Raw genomic sequence first — 12957 nt, forward strand, 5'->3', positions numbered from 1 at the left:
AATCGCTGCATTCTTGATACGGAACACCCATGGCCAAACGCCAACTCAATCGTCGTCAAAACTGGCGCATCGAAAAGATCCAAGGTGAACGCGCTGCCCGCGCCGCCAAACGCGAGTCCTCGGCTGTCGAGGCACTTGAGGGCGGCGACCTGGGTCCGGAACAGACGGGCCTGGTGATCGCGCACTTCGGTGTGCAGGTCGAAGTCGAAGCCCTTGAGGGCGAACTGGCCGGCGAAGTGTTCCGCTGCCATTTGCGCGCCAACCTGCCGGCGCTGGTGACTGGTGATCAGGTGGTCTGGCGTGCCGGCAACCAAGGCATCGGGGTAATCGTGGCGCAACTGCCGCGTAAAACCGAACTTTGCCGTCCGGACAGCCGTGGCCAGCTCAAGCCCGTTGCAGCCAACGTCGATATGATCGTCATCGTCTTCGCCCCGCTGCCCGAGCCACACGCGAACCTGATCGACCGTTACCTGGTCGCTGCTGAGCACGCCGGGATTCGTCCGCTGCTGCTGCTCAACAAGTTCGACCTGATCGACGAGCAGAACGCCCCGGCGCTGAATGCCTTGCTGGCGGTTTACCGCACGCTGGGTTACCCGGTGCTGGAGGTCTCGGCGCACCACGGCAACGGCATGGAACAGCTGCAAAAACAGCTGGACGGACGCATCAGCGTATTCGTCGGCCAGTCCGGCGTCGGCAAGTCCTCGCTGGTCAACAGCCTGCTGCCGGAAGTCGAAGCCCGTGTCGGCCCGCTGTCCGAGCTGTCCGGCCAGGGCACCCACACCACCACGACCGCGCGGTTGTTCCACTTCCCCGGTGGCGGTGAGTTGATCGACTCCCCGGGTATCCGCGAATTCGGTCTGGGCCACGTCAGCCGTGCCGACGTCGAAGCCGGTTTCATCGAGTTCAACGACTTGATCGGCACCTGCCGCTTCCGCGACTGCAAGCACGACCGCGAGCCGGGTTGCGCCCTGCTCAAGGCGCTGGAAGAAGGCCGCGTGCAGCAGCAGCGGATGAACAGCTATCGCTCGATCATCGCCAGCCTGCCCGAAACCAGCTACTAAACAGACAGTCCAGCCGCTCCGATGCACACGGGGCGGCGGATTGTTCGTTGCGCCCTGAAAATCCCCCGCCTTTTAAACGTCAGACAGCTCTGTAGGGCATTTGCGCGCCTGCTTGAAGGACCCGTCTCTTTAACCGCGCAGCCCTTGTTGCGGCCATCCAAGTGCATACATTCAAGCCCTCTTCGCATTCCGGCGATACCGAGGGACATCCATGCAAACCTATCATTTGTTCATCAGCCACTCGTGGAGTTATCCCCACGCCCACGACAACCTCGTGCGCCTGCTCAACGCCAAACCCGGCTTCACGTTCAAAAATTTTTCAGTGCCGACGGACAACCCGATCATCGGCGCCCAGACCGATAAACAACTGGAAGAAGCCATCGAGAACAAGATCAGGCCTTGCTCGGCGGTGCTGATCATGGCGGGTATGTATTCCACCTACAGCAAGTGGATCAACAAGGAAATCGAGATCGCCCGGCGCATGGGCAAGGTGATCATTGCGGTCAAACCCTTTGGTGCAGAGCGGATTTCTGCCGTAGTACGCCAGGCCGCACATGCTGAGTGTGCCTGGAACACCAACAGCATCATCAGTGCCATTCGCACTCACGCGGCGGGATGAGCCATGCGCAAGGGATTGTTCATCGGGATCAACCATTACGCCCACGTCTCCCCATTGAGCGGATGCAACAACGACGCGATGGCCATGGCCTCAGTGCTGGAGCGTCACGCCAACGGGCGACCGAATTTCAGCAGCAAGGTGCTGACCTCAGCCGAAGATGACCTTTCGCTGACGGCCATGAAGCAGCACATCCAAAGTCTGTTTTCCGGCGATTGTGATGTGGCGCTGCTGTATTTCGCCGGCCACGGCCAGTTCGATACCAGCATCGACGAAGGACTGCTGATTCCTCAGGACTTTGCACCGGGTGGCGATGGCATTCGTATCAGCGACATATTGAGTTGGGCGGACAACGCCCCTCACATCAAGAACAAAATCATCATCCTCGACTGCTGCCAGGCCGGCGCAGCCGCCGCGATGCGCGGGTTACGCGGCGGCAGCAGCGTCATCGGCGAAGGCATGACCATCCTCACCGCCTGCAAAAAAGACCAGGTTGCGCTCGAAGGACGCGGTCACGGCGTGTTTACCGATCTGCTGCTGCAAGCACTGCACGGCGGGGCCGCCAACGTACTGGGCAAGGTCACTCCCGGCAGCGTGTATTCGTTCGTCGACAATGCGCTGGGGGCGTGGGAACAACGGCCGGTGTTCAAGACCAACGTCTCGCAATTTGTCCCCTTGCGCGAGGTCACGCCACTGATCGCCGAAGAGACCCTGCGCAAACTCAAGGATTGGTTCCCGGAGCCCAGCCATGTCTTTGCGCTCGACCCCAGCTACGAACCCACCGAAACATCGTTTGACCCGGACCACGGCGAAGTCTTCGCCCAGCTGCAAAAGTGCAATCGCCACAGCCTGATCGAACCGGTGGACGCCGAGCACATGTACTACGCCGCCATCCATTCCACCGGCTGCCGCCTCACGGCCCTCGGCGCCTATTACCGCGAACTCGCGATCAAGGGACATTTCTGATGCCTGTATTTATTAGTTACCGCCACACCGACCGCGTCCAGGCGATGGCCATCAATGCGCGCCTGAAACTGGCGAATATCAAGACCTATCTCGATGTGCTGGACACAGAATCCCAGCAGACCGACGACATTACCGCCGTCATCACCCGCAACATTACCGAATGCACGCACTTGCTGGCGGTGGTCTCGCAGGAGACCGCCATGTCCTGGTGGGTGCCGTTCGAAATCGGTGAGGCGACCATCAGTGATCGCAGGATCTGCTCTTACAAGATCGGGGCCAGCGCGCTGCCGCTATACCTCGATAAATGGCCGAAGCTGAGTGGTGATACCGATCTCGACTTTTTTATCGATGCGTACCGCAAAGAGGCCATGCTGGAGCGCTCGACAGGAATAGAGTCCTTCAGTGAATCCGCTCGAGGTACCTACAAGAGTAATGCCGACCTGTTCCACGACCAGCTCAAAAACCGCATTCGTCGCGGTTACTGACAGGCACAAAAAAGCCGCTATTATCCCGCGGCTTTTTTTTGCCTCAGTGGAACTTCGCCTCGTCCTACCAAATCACCCCAGCAAAGATTTGGCTCAATCGAGTAGACGAATTGACACTTCAGATCGGAGTCATCCTCGTTTAACGATTGTGTTCCAAAAATGGAGAACTCAACTCACAGGAATGAATGCCTCAATCGAAAAACTTTTCATCATCCGAAATATGTTCCAGCACGACCACCCGTACACCAAATAAGACAAAACAACAAAGGCGCAAGCCGCCACTCTAAGTCGATCAGCGATTTTATCTTCCAAGCACTTATCCGGCTTGCCTAGTCCGTCGTGGTAAAAACTCTGGGAAAGATAAGTCGTGCCAGCTGCAATCCCTACGAGCAGCACCCCAACCCCAAGAAGAAACACCGTCAATCCAAGAAGCTCCAGCCCTTCTGGCTTTAAGCTTTTCCAAGCAGAACTGGCGAAAGCGAGCAGTGCCGCTGCTCCACCACCGCCGATCAAAAGACTTGTTTTTAAAGCAATCTGCCCACTGACAATCACAGAGCGAAACATCTCTTGTTCTGACTGATGAGCGTATTCATTGGCTTGCCTTTGAAAATCGATGTTTGCCTGCATCAACGGCGCTTGGCTTTCAATGTGCTGCTTTAGGGCTTCAAGGTAGGTTTCTAAGCTCTCGATAGTGACTTCTTGATGTCCACGATCTTTGGCCGATTGGACTTGAGCCGTAACAGCGTCAACCACTTGCGTAGAATTCATTCCATATCTCCAATCATAAAATCGTGCATTCTGCCATCGTCGCTAAGCCAGAGGATTACTCTGCGCTACGAATAATAAAAGTCGTACTCAAAAGGCATGCTCCACAAAAAAGCCGCGATCATCTCGCGGCTTTCTGGTTTCAGGGGGCTGCTTTTTCCAGCCTCCAGCCCAACGCATCCAAGGCGTCACACCCATCCTGCAACAACATATGCGCAGCATTGGCGAAATGCTCTAGGTCGTGACCTTCGGCGTCTTTGACGCACAGGCACGTGACACTGTTGAGCAGGTTACGGGCGGCTTTGATTCGGTGAGTAGCGGTTTCCAAAAGGTCGGAAACTTTGGCTTCGGTGTCGATGAACAGCGTCGGACCGACGCTGAAATTGCCTTGGAGCGGGTGATATTTGGACATGACTTGAATCTCATCTGATAGGTGAAACTCCCACCCTTTCGCGGCTAAACGAATTGGGGTGGTAGCTGTGCGCGGGTTAGCCGACCGGACAGATGAACCCGGCACACCCTGAGGTGTCCCACGCACAGCCACCATAGACATAGATGCCAGGCAGCAAAAACGCCGCGATTATACGGGCGCTTGTGCATCATCTGATACGACCGGCTAAAGTCGATCACCGATTTGTCGGCGACAGCGAAACTATAGGCAGACGCCCGCAAGTCTGAGAACCCCGCCACAAAATTTCAGACCGTTCCTACAACTTCTAATCTCACCAGCAAACCGGTTCCGACAGGGAAACACCTCCTGACAATCAGGTCGGCTATCAGGCCGCCTCGCGGCGCTGTTGCGGTGCACGCCCCCTCGAGAGGCCGAGTGGAGGTTCTGCGTAGTGGGCAACCCGGCATGGATGCCGGGTTAGCCGCCCCTGGCCATGAATGGCCGATGGCGGCGGGCCCGCGGAGCAGGACCGGAGCGAGGGCATGCCGAGCCTGGGCGAGGCACCGAACATCAGGGGCAAGAGCCCTTGGTTACTTGGGGATTTTCCAAGTGACTCGCTGCAAGAGCGAAACCATAGGCGGCCGTTACCGCAGAAACGGATATGTACACCGCCCTCCCCCCGTCGCCCGACACAAAGCCTTCGCGAGCAGGCTCGCTCCCACAGGGACCATTCCCACGCTAAAAATGCAGAGACGGCCAACCCCGTGAAAGCCGCACAAAAAAGCCGACATCTCTGTCGGCTTGATTGTTATGGGTCACTGCTTCGGCGGCTCCACCGGTTTCGGTGCCGGGTCTTCGAAGATATTCAATCGCTCACGAAGCTCATGGGCCGGCAGCGGTTGTTTATCCGCCGGCAATGCGTTCGGATCGACCGGCGTGGCCGGCACTTCGCCCGGACCGCCCTGCCCTTGCGTTGGCGCAGGTGCCGGTTCAACGCCTTGCGAACCTTCGATGGCGCGTTGGGCCTTTTTGGTCAGCACTACGATGTCGATCCGGCGATTGACCGGGTTGAACGGGTTCTCGCGATCGAACAGCGCGGACGAGGCATAACCGACCACCCGCGCCACTTGCTGATCCGGATAGCTGCCGGCGACCAGGGCACGGCGGGCGGCGTTGGCACGGTTGGCTGAGAGTTCCCAGTTACCAAAATCACCGGTGCCCGAGTACGGCTTGGCATCGGTATGGCCGCTGATGCTGATCTTGTTCGGCACCGCTTTGATGGTGTCGGCCATGGCCAGCAGGATGTCTTCGAAATACGGTTTCAGACGCGCTGAGCCTGAGTCGAACATAGGCCGGTTTTCCGCGTCCATGATCTGGATGCGCAAGCCGTCCTGTGTGATTTCGAACAGGATCTGGTCCTTGAATTTTTGCAGCTGCGGGTTTTCATCAACCTTGTTCTGCAATTCTTGCAACAACAGTTCCAGGCGTTCCTTCTCCACCTGTTCGGCCATGCCTTCGACCTGGTCGGTGTCGACGGTGACTCGGTCCGGCTGCGGCTGAGACTTCACCTCAGGGTTGAGGGTGTTCTCCGGCGCCAGGGTCGGGGAGCCGCCCAGATCGATGATGTATGGCGTGCCGCTTTCGGAAAAACCGACCGGGTCCTTGAAGTAACCGGCGATGGCAATCTTCTGTTCCGGCGTGGCGGTAGACAGCAACCACAGCACCAGGAAGAACGCCATCATCGCCGTCGCGAAGTCCGCGAAGGCGATTTTCCAGGAGCCCCCGTGATGTCCGGCCGCGTATTTTTTTACGCGTTTGATGATTATCGGCTGGTTGTTTTCCATGACTTAGCGACCGCGAACCGCTTGTTCCAGCTCAGCGAAGCTAGGACGGTGCGCCGGGTACAAAACCTTGCGGCCGAATTCCACTGCCAGCGATGGCGGCATGCCGGAAGCCGAAGCAACCAGCGAAGCCTTGATGGCTTCGTAGACGTTCAGCTCCTCCTTGGCTTCGTGGGCCAGGGCATGGGCCAGCGGGCCGAAGAAGCCGTAGGCGGCGAGAATACCGAAGAAAGTACCTACCAGTGCCGCACCCACGTGTAAGCCGATCATTTTCTGATCGCTTTCACCCAGGGAGGCCATGGTCACCACGATACCCAATACGGCCGCGACAATACCGAAGCCAGGCATGGCGTCGGCGATGCCGTTCACGGCGTGGGACGGGTGATCGAGGTCTTCCTTGAGGCTGGTCAGTTCCATGTCGAACAGACCTTCGAGCTCATGGGGCGCCATGTTGCCGGAGGACATGATGCGCAGGTAATCGCAGATGTAGGCGGTCATGCGGTCATCTTTCAGAACCGCAGGGTACTTGGCGAAGATCGGGCTCGCGGCGGCGTCTTCGATGTCGCCTTCGATCGCCATCATGCCTTCGCGGCGGCTCTTGTTGAGGATCTCGTAGATCAGGCCCAGCACTTCCAGATAGAACGTGTGGTTGAACCGCGAACTGAACATTCCCAGCGCTTTCTTGAGAACGAGTTTGAACATGTGACCTGGGTTGGCCTGCAGGAATGCACCGAGGGCCGCACCACCGATAATCAACACCTCGAAAGGTTGAATCAGGGCGGCAATCTTGCCGTGGGAAAGCACGTATCCGCCGAGCACGCTCGCGAATACGACGATGATGCCGATTATTTTAGCCATAGGTAGGAGAGCACTTACTGAGTCGGGTTCAAGGTCATATTCGGAAGTTAAAAAATCTCTTCTTCTACTTATCGGCAAAACTGCGCCAGACTATAGCCAGTTCAAGCGAAAAGCTAATTTAGCCCTCTCTGGGCATAGGTAATGCAGACGATGATCACGTCCAACCATGGCTAACGAAACGAACACCCCGATCCCAAAACCAACCACTCTTGAAGGCTGGGTCAAGCTTCTCGATGGCGTGCGTCTGCCGGTTCCGCAAGACAGTCACGACCGTGTCTGCAAGGCCCTCGCCGACAACCGCAGCTCGATTCGCGACATCGCCGAATTGTTGCAGGACAGCCCGGCCCTGGCCTTGAGCGTGATTCGTGAAGCCAATCGTCATACCCACGGCAGCATGACCGACCCGGCGGAAAACCTTGAGGTGGCGATCAATCGTCTCGGGTTGAAACGCACCGAGGAATTGCTCGCCCGGTTGCCTGCCGAACCGCAATCACAGATCCCGGTGGCGTTGCGTCAGCTGCAGATGATCAGCCAGCACGCGACCCAACAGGCCAACGGTTTTTTTGCCGCTCGCCTGGCGCGGCTCTGGCAGGACATCCACTGGGGCAGCCTGCTATTTCTCTCGCCGCTCTGGCCGATGGCGCTGACTCATCCGCAGTTGCTCGAAGAATGGGAACTGCGGGTCATTCATAAAGGCGAGTCAGCGCGCAAAGTCGAAAAGGACCTGTTCGGCGTTCGCCTGCTGGACATCTGCCAGGCGCTGGTGGACATCTGGCGCCTGCCAATCTGGGTGCAGCAAGGTTATCGCCTGCTGCTCAACGAGCAGCGCGAACTGGTCAAAGTCCTGCGTATTGCCCGGGACAGCGAGCATCCCTTGCGCCAGCAAAATCGCCTCGATGACGATCCGACCTTGCGTCGCTGGCTCAACCAACCGGCCAATACCGTGTTGCTGGCCAATGGCCTGGCACTGTCGGCGCAACAGGCCTGGGACAGCCCGCACAGCGAGCGCTGGCAATACCTGACCAGCCTTTACCTGCAAATGCCGATGAGCGACGTGCAGCAACAACTGCATCAACAAGCCGTGAACAGCGCGCACCAGCACGCCATGCCGGACATCTGGCACCCCGCCGTAGCGTTGATCTGGCCCTCGGGCGTGAACCGCATTCACGCCGGGTTGCTGCCGGCACCGGCGCCGACCACCGAAAACCTGACGGCATGGCGTAAACAATGTGCTGAACTGCTGGTTGAGCCGAGCCGCTTCACCAATGCGATGCACTTGACCACGTCGGCCCGGGACGCACTGGTCGCATGCGGTATGCGTCGAGTGATGATATTGATGGCTGACCGCACCCACGCCAATTTGCGTGCGCATCAAACGGCCGGGCTGGCGAAGGAAGCGGCGGGGCTAAACCTGGTCGTGAGTCAGAGCACTGTGCTGCAACGGTTGCTCTCGCAACAGGCCCAGGTGCGATTGACCCCGGCCAACAACGCCCAGTTCTCGGCGCTGCTACCCGCCAGCCTGCGTGCGCAGTTTCGCGGCGAACACCTGCTGCTGCGCTCGCTGGTCAACAATGGTCGGGTGATCATGGTCGTTGTGGCGGATCAGGGCGGCGGGCCGTTCTCGGAAATCACCGTGCAAGCCTTCGGCAAAACCGCGCAGTGCATTGAAAAGGCACTCCATAGCTTTAGCCAGCGCGGTCAATGAATGCTGCGCTACAATCCTCCCTTTTGTGCTCTGGAGACCTCACATGTCTGACTTCTCTGGCTTGGCGCTGGTCATCGAGCCGAGCGACTTGCTCCCTCGCCTTGAGTCCCGCGAACTGATTCTGGTGGACCTGACCAGCAGTGCCCGCTATACCGAAGGGCATATTCCCGGTGCACGCTTTGTCGATCCCAAACGCACACAACTCGGCCAGGCGCCTGCGCCTGGGCTGATGCCGCCGCAAGCGGCACTCGAAACGTTGTTCGGTGAGTTGGGACATAACGCCAATGCCACCTACGTGGTCTATGACGACGAAGGCGGCGGCTGGGCCGGGCGCTTTATCTGGCTGCTCGATGTCATCGGCCATCGCAACTACCACTATCTCGACGGCGGCCTGACAGCCTGGCTGGCAGAAGGCATGCCCATGTCGATCCAGATCCCGGCCCCCGCTGGCGGCCCGATTGCGTTGACCCTGCACGACGAGCCGACCGCCACCCGCGAATACCTGCAAAGCCGTCTCGGTGCCGCCGACCTGGCGATCTGGGACGCGCGTGGCCCACTGGAATACTCCGGCGAGAAAGTCCTGGCAGCCAAGGCCGGGCACATTCCCGGCGCGGTGAATTTCGAATGGACGGCCGGCATGGATCAAGCGCGCAACCTGCGCATCCGCACGGACATGCCGCAGATCCTGGAACAACTCGGTATCACCAAAGACAAAGAAGTCATTACCCACTGCCAGACTCACCATCGCTCTGGCTTCACTTATCTGGTGGCCAAATCCCTCGGTTATCCGCGGGTCAAAGGCTACGCCGGCTCCTGGGGCGAATGGGGCAACCACCCCGATACGCCCGTAGAGATTTAAGGTTTTTAAGGACAGTCCATGAATAAGCGTTTGTTTATCCTCAGCCAATACCTGCTGCCTCACCACTTGCTCTCGCGACTGGCCGGCTGCATTGCCGAATGCCGCGTGCGTTGGTTCAAGAATGCCTTTACCGCCTGGTTCGCCAAGCGCTATCAGGTGGACATGTCCCAGGCGCTGGTCGAAGACCTGACGGCTTACGAGCACTTCAACGCGTTCTTCACCCGCGCCTTGAAAGACGGCGCTCGCCCGCTCGATGAAACCCCGGGCGCCATTCTCAGCCCGGCCGACGGTGCGGTCAGCCAACTCGGCCCGATCGAACATGGCCGCGTGTTCCAGGCCAAGGGCCACAGTTTCAGCGTGCTGGAATTGCTGGGCGGTGATGCCGCCAATGCTGCGCCGTTCATGGGCGGCGACTTTGCGACGATTTACCTGTCACCGAAAGACTACCACCGCGTGCACATGCCGCTGGCCGGCACCCTGCGCGAGATGGTCTACATCCCGGGCCGGATTTTCTCGGTCAACCAGACCACCGCCGAAAACGTGCCGGAACTGTTTGCCCGCAACGAACGTGTGGCGTGCATTTTCGACACCGAGCGCGGGCCGATGGCCGTGGTGCTGGTGGGCGCGATGATCGTGGCGTCGATTGAAACCGTGTGGGCCGGGCTGGTGACGCCGCCGAAACGCGAGCTGAAAACCTTCCGTTACGACGAAGCCGCCCGCGCGCCAATCCATCTGGAAAAAGGTGCGGAACTGGGTCGCTTCAAGCTGGGTTCGACCGCTGTGGTGCTGTTCGGACCGGATCAGGTGAAGTGGGCTGAAGGGCTCGGCGCCCTGTCGCCAGTACAAATGGGCCAGGCACTGGGCCTGCCAACAGCCTGATTGGCTAATCCGCCCCGTCGAACGTCTTCGAAGGGGCGGACATTTCGGTAGCGCCGTTACTCTATCTGTCCACGAAAGCCGATCGGCCCTTCGTTGGCGTAGGTATTGGTGCCACTGAGGTTTTTCCCTCCATCACTGGAGGTGACGCTCAACGCCACAACGTTCTGATTATCACGGCCGCCGATGACCCACTTGCCACCCGGATGCCATGGAGCGTCGTTGCCGCCCCACTGATTTTCCACGTTGTACTGGTTCTGGCCCGTGCGCTGAGCCTTGAAGCCAATGGGACCTTCACCCGCGTAAGTCATGGTGCCGGTGAAGCTCTTCCCGCCATCGCCCGATTTGATCTCGATCGCGACCACGTTCTGGTTGTCCCTCGCACCCAACGTCCAGTCTCCGCCCGGATGCCAGGGTGCCGAACTACCGCCCCATTGATTTGCCACTACGTATCTAGACATGAACCTCATCTCCTTGAAGTTACAAGAGACCTGCCCTGCGTAGGCAGCAGGCCGCACGACCGTGCGTATCCAGTCGCACGTGTGTCAGATTAGTAGTACGCCCGGGCAGCACTCGACTGACAGACAAACGGTCGACATCCGTAACTGCTACAGTCAGATCATTCACTGCCCATTTCCCGGTTGGAGTTTTTCTACGGCATGAATGAAACCAGCCCTCACCTGCTGCTACGCGCCCCGATCCCGGCTCAATTGCGCCTGACATTCTGTGAACCGACGCCACGCGACCTCAAGCGCTGGATCGCCAACCTGCCCAAAGCAAACATCGGTGAAACCGCTCGCCTGCTCTATCAAGGCTTGAGCGAACTCAACCAGCTGCTCACCCCCAGCGACAATCGCCTGCAACTGCTCGAACTGTTGCGACCCGAGGTGTATTACGTCTGCAAACACCTGGAACGGCATTTCCTGCACCAGGCGATAGTGCTCGACGAGCGTTCGCGCAAGATCGCCAACCTCTGCCAGGCCCTGCAAAATCACTTGGCGATTGGTTACAAACAGATCGTCGTGCGCATCACCCCGCGCTTCAGCAAGGACCGAGCATCGCTGCTGACCCAAGCGTTGCAGCGGGCGATCCATTGCCTGAACGGGCCGCTGATTCGCTCGACTCAACTGTATTGCCCGGTACCGGAAGGCCTGTGGCTGGAGCTGCATCAGCTGTATCGGATCGCCTGCGCACTCAAACTCCAGCACCTGAGCCTGCGCGATGAGTTGGCCAGCCAGACCAAAACCCTGAGCGTCGAACAGACTTATGTAACCGCCCTGCTGCTGGGCGCCTCCCGCTGCAATCAACTGCGCCAGAACCAGATCGCCCGGCTCGCCGAGGTCTTGGAGCCCTGGAGCCAATGGATAAAGTTGCAACCCGGCCAACCCGCAGACGGATTGTTTGCCGTCGCGGCGGACCTCGACACCGGGCCGCGCTATCGTTCGAAATTCAGGGCCGAGCAGCAGGCCGGTTTGCTGGGGATTGATCCGCAGCCGCTGGTCGCCGCCATCGAAGCGCATCTGCAAGGCAATGACGGCACACCGCCGCTGCCGGTACCGACCGGGCTCAGCCTGGATACCCTGCAACACCTGCACGCTGCCTGGGGCCAGGCGGCCGAGCGCAGTTTTCAGCGCACGGTTGGCCAAGGCACCTTGACCTTGTGTGTGGGCATGAGCGCATTGCACTTCTACCTGGGCGGGCAACGTTCGTTCAGCGATATTCTGAAAAACCCCGGTACTCGACTCGCGCAGTTCTCGGCAACGTCCCCGACGAACCAGGGAAAGGACCAATGGCACCACGCGTTCGACGCCGCCCCCCACGGCAGCGCCGATACCTTGCTGCCCTACGAAGAAATTGAATACCCGCACCTCCAGAGCGACGACGGCCAGGAGGCGGCCGATAACAATCGGCACTTTCCGACTTACGCCCTGCCGGTCATCAACCACAGCCCCGGCGGTTATTGCCTGGCGTGGCCCGACGCAGTGCCCGCTGAGTTGCAGGCTGGCGAAATGATCGGCATCCAGGACTCTGCCAATCAGGGCTGGAGTATTGCGGTGGTGCGCTGGATTCGTCAGGTGCGCGGCGGCGGGACGCAAATGGGGATCGAGCAGGTCGCGCCTTACGCCGAGCCTTGCGGGTTGCAACTGGTGCGAACGCGGGACGACCACAGTCAATATCTGCGCGGCCTGTTGCTGCCGGAAATCAGCGCCATCGACCTGCCCGCCACGTTGCTCGCTCCGCGCCTGCCCTTTCAGGAAGGCAGCAAAGTGCTGATCAACACCAACGGCCAGGAACGCCGCGCCGGGCTGGATCGGCGGGTGGCGAGCACCAACAGCTTCAATCAGTTTGCCTACCGTTCGCTGGAGGCGAGCAGAAACGACAACGCCGCGGGGAGCGGCGTCGAGGAGGATTTCGATTCGTTGTGGAAGTCGCTCTGAGGATGAATCCAATACCTGTGGCGAGGGATCTTGCTCCCGTATGGACTGCGTAGCAGTCCTTTTTCGGGGCCGCTTCGCAGCCCAGCGGGACGGTGC

General features: G+C 59.3%; 13 protein-coding genes. 8 read left to right on the forward strand and 5 right to left on the reverse strand.

The window, feature by feature from the left end:
• Window positions 1–29: 29 nt before the first annotated feature.
• From rsgA to BLU63_RS07310, 4 genes are all read left to right on the forward strand, one after another.
• A complete protein-coding gene (gene rsgA, locus BLU63_RS07295; protein WP_010464204.1) occupies window positions 30–1061 on the forward strand; it encodes a small ribosomal subunit biogenesis GTPase RsgA in 1032 nt (343 codons plus the stop codon).
• A gap of 211 nt (window positions 1062–1272) precedes the next feature.
• Complete coding sequence (locus BLU63_RS07300) at window positions 1273–1680, forward strand: TIR domain-containing protein (RefSeq protein WP_010464205.1); 408 nt, start codon at window positions 1273–1275, stop codon at window positions 1678–1680.
• Between the two features lie 3 nt (window positions 1681–1683).
• Complete coding sequence (locus tag BLU63_RS07305) at window positions 1684–2643, forward strand: caspase family protein (RefSeq protein WP_010464207.1); 960 nt, start codon at window positions 1684–1686, stop codon at window positions 2641–2643.
• Entirely contained in the window at window positions 2643–3128 is a 486-nt protein-coding gene (locus BLU63_RS07310; protein ID WP_010464209.1) for a toll/interleukin-1 receptor domain-containing protein, read from the forward strand. Before BLU63_RS07305 ends, BLU63_RS07310 begins: the two co-directional genes overlap by 1 nt.
• 168 nt (window positions 3129–3296) lie before the next feature.
• On the opposite strand, the gene BLU63_RS07315 is transcribed toward BLU63_RS07310, so the two are convergent.
• The 4 genes from BLU63_RS07315 to motA all read right to left on the reverse strand — a co-directional run bounded on the left by BLU63_RS07315 (window position 3297) and on the right by motA (window position 6983).
• Entirely contained in the window at window positions 3297–3896 is a 600-nt protein-coding gene (locus tag BLU63_RS07315) for a hypothetical protein (RefSeq protein ID WP_083375177.1), read from the reverse strand.
• Between the two features lie 139 nt (window positions 3897–4035).
• Window positions 4036–4305 carry a hypothetical protein gene (locus tag BLU63_RS07320; RefSeq protein WP_083375178.1) on the reverse strand — a complete coding sequence of 90 codons (270 nt, stop codon included), beginning with the start codon at window positions 4303–4305 and terminating at the stop codon, window positions 4036–4038.
• Window positions 4306–5099: 794 nt separating this feature from the next.
• Window positions 5100–6128 carry a flagellar motor protein MotB gene (gene motB, locus BLU63_RS07325; RefSeq protein ID WP_010464211.1) on the reverse strand — a complete coding sequence of 343 codons (1029 nt, stop codon included), beginning with the start codon at window positions 6126–6128 and terminating at the stop codon, window positions 5100–5102.
• A 3-nt stretch (window positions 6129–6131) separates the two neighbouring features.
• Window positions 6132–6983 (reverse strand): flagellar motor stator protein MotA, encoded by an 852-nt coding sequence (gene motA, locus BLU63_RS07330; protein WP_077750234.1) that lies wholly within the window; start codon window positions 6981–6983, stop codon window positions 6132–6134.
• 166 nt (window positions 6984–7149) lie between these two features.
• Between motA and BLU63_RS07335 the strand changes: the two genes are divergently transcribed.
• The 3 genes from BLU63_RS07335 to asd are packed head-to-tail and all read left to right on the forward strand — an operon-like array spanning window position 7150 to window position 10426.
• Window positions 7150–8688 (forward strand): HDOD domain-containing protein, encoded by a 1539-nt coding sequence (locus tag BLU63_RS07335; protein ID WP_083375179.1) that lies wholly within the window; start codon window positions 7150–7152, stop codon window positions 8686–8688.
• A 43-nt stretch (window positions 8689–8731) separates the two neighbouring features.
• Window positions 8732–9547, forward strand: a complete 816-nt coding sequence (locus BLU63_RS07340; RefSeq protein WP_010464217.1) for a rhodanese-like domain-containing protein — start codon at window positions 8732–8734, stop codon at window positions 9545–9547.
• 18 nt (window positions 9548–9565) lie between these two features.
• Window positions 9566–10426 (forward strand): archaetidylserine decarboxylase, encoded by an 861-nt coding sequence (asd, locus tag BLU63_RS07345; protein WP_083375180.1) that lies wholly within the window; start codon window positions 9566–9568, stop codon window positions 10424–10426.
• A gap of 56 nt (window positions 10427–10482) precedes the next feature.
• Here asd and BLU63_RS07350 read toward each other — a convergent pair whose 3' ends face one another.
• On the reverse strand, window positions 10483–10884 hold the full coding sequence (locus BLU63_RS07350; RefSeq protein ID WP_042932429.1) for a lectin OAA family protein: 402 nt from the start codon (window positions 10882–10884) through the stop codon (window positions 10483–10485).
• Between the two features lie 198 nt (window positions 10885–11082).
• Here BLU63_RS07350 and BLU63_RS07355 point away from each other — a divergent pair, with 198 nt between their 5' ends.
• Complete coding sequence (locus BLU63_RS07355; RefSeq protein ID WP_083375181.1) at window positions 11083–12861, forward strand: molecular chaperone; 1779 nt, start codon at window positions 11083–11085, stop codon at window positions 12859–12861.
• Window positions 12862–12957: the final 96 nt, after the last annotated feature.

This window comes from Pseudomonas mandelii (assembly GCF_900106065.1).
In the GTDB taxonomy this organism is placed as follows: Bacteria; Pseudomonadota; Gammaproteobacteria; order Pseudomonadales; family Pseudomonadaceae; genus Aquipseudomonas; species Aquipseudomonas mandelii.

Coding starts and splice junctions, on each gene's coding strand:
- BLU63_RS07335 (WP_083375179.1), top strand. CDS start 7,150: ATGGCTAACGAAACGAACACCCCGATCCCAAAACCAACCACTCTTGAA.
- BLU63_RS07350 (WP_042932429.1), bottom strand. CDS start 10,884: ATGTCTAGATACGTAGTGGCAAATCAATGGGGCGGTAGTTCGGCACCC.
- motB (WP_010464211.1), bottom strand. CDS start 6,128: ATGGAAAACAACCAGCCGATAATCATCAAACGCGTAAAAAAATACGCG.
- BLU63_RS07320 (WP_083375178.1), bottom strand. CDS start 4,305: ATGTCCAAATATCACCCGCTCCAAGGCAATTTCAGCGTCGGTCCGACG.
- BLU63_RS07310 (WP_010464209.1), top strand. CDS start 2,643: ATGCCTGTATTTATTAGTTACCGCCACACCGACCGCGTCCAGGCGATG.
- motA (WP_077750234.1), bottom strand. CDS start 6,983: ATGGCTAAAATAATCGGCATCATCGTCGTATTCGCGAGCGTGCTCGGC.
- BLU63_RS07300 (WP_010464205.1), top strand. CDS start 1,273: ATGCAAACCTATCATTTGTTCATCAGCCACTCGTGGAGTTATCCCCAC.
- BLU63_RS07355 (WP_083375181.1), top strand. CDS start 11,083: ATGAATGAAACCAGCCCTCACCTGCTGCTACGCGCCCCGATCCCGGCT.
- BLU63_RS07315 (WP_083375177.1), bottom strand. CDS start 3,896: ATGAATTCTACGCAAGTGGTTGACGCTGTTACGGCTCAAGTCCAATCG.
- asd (WP_083375180.1), top strand. CDS start 9,566: ATGAATAAGCGTTTGTTTATCCTCAGCCAATACCTGCTGCCTCACCAC.
- BLU63_RS07340 (WP_010464217.1), top strand. CDS start 8,732: ATGTCTGACTTCTCTGGCTTGGCGCTGGTCATCGAGCCGAGCGACTTG.
- rsgA (WP_010464204.1), top strand. CDS start 30: ATGGCCAAACGCCAACTCAATCGTCGTCAAAACTGGCGCATCGAAAAG.
- BLU63_RS07305 (WP_010464207.1), top strand. CDS start 1,684: ATGCGCAAGGGATTGTTCATCGGGATCAACCATTACGCCCACGTCTCC.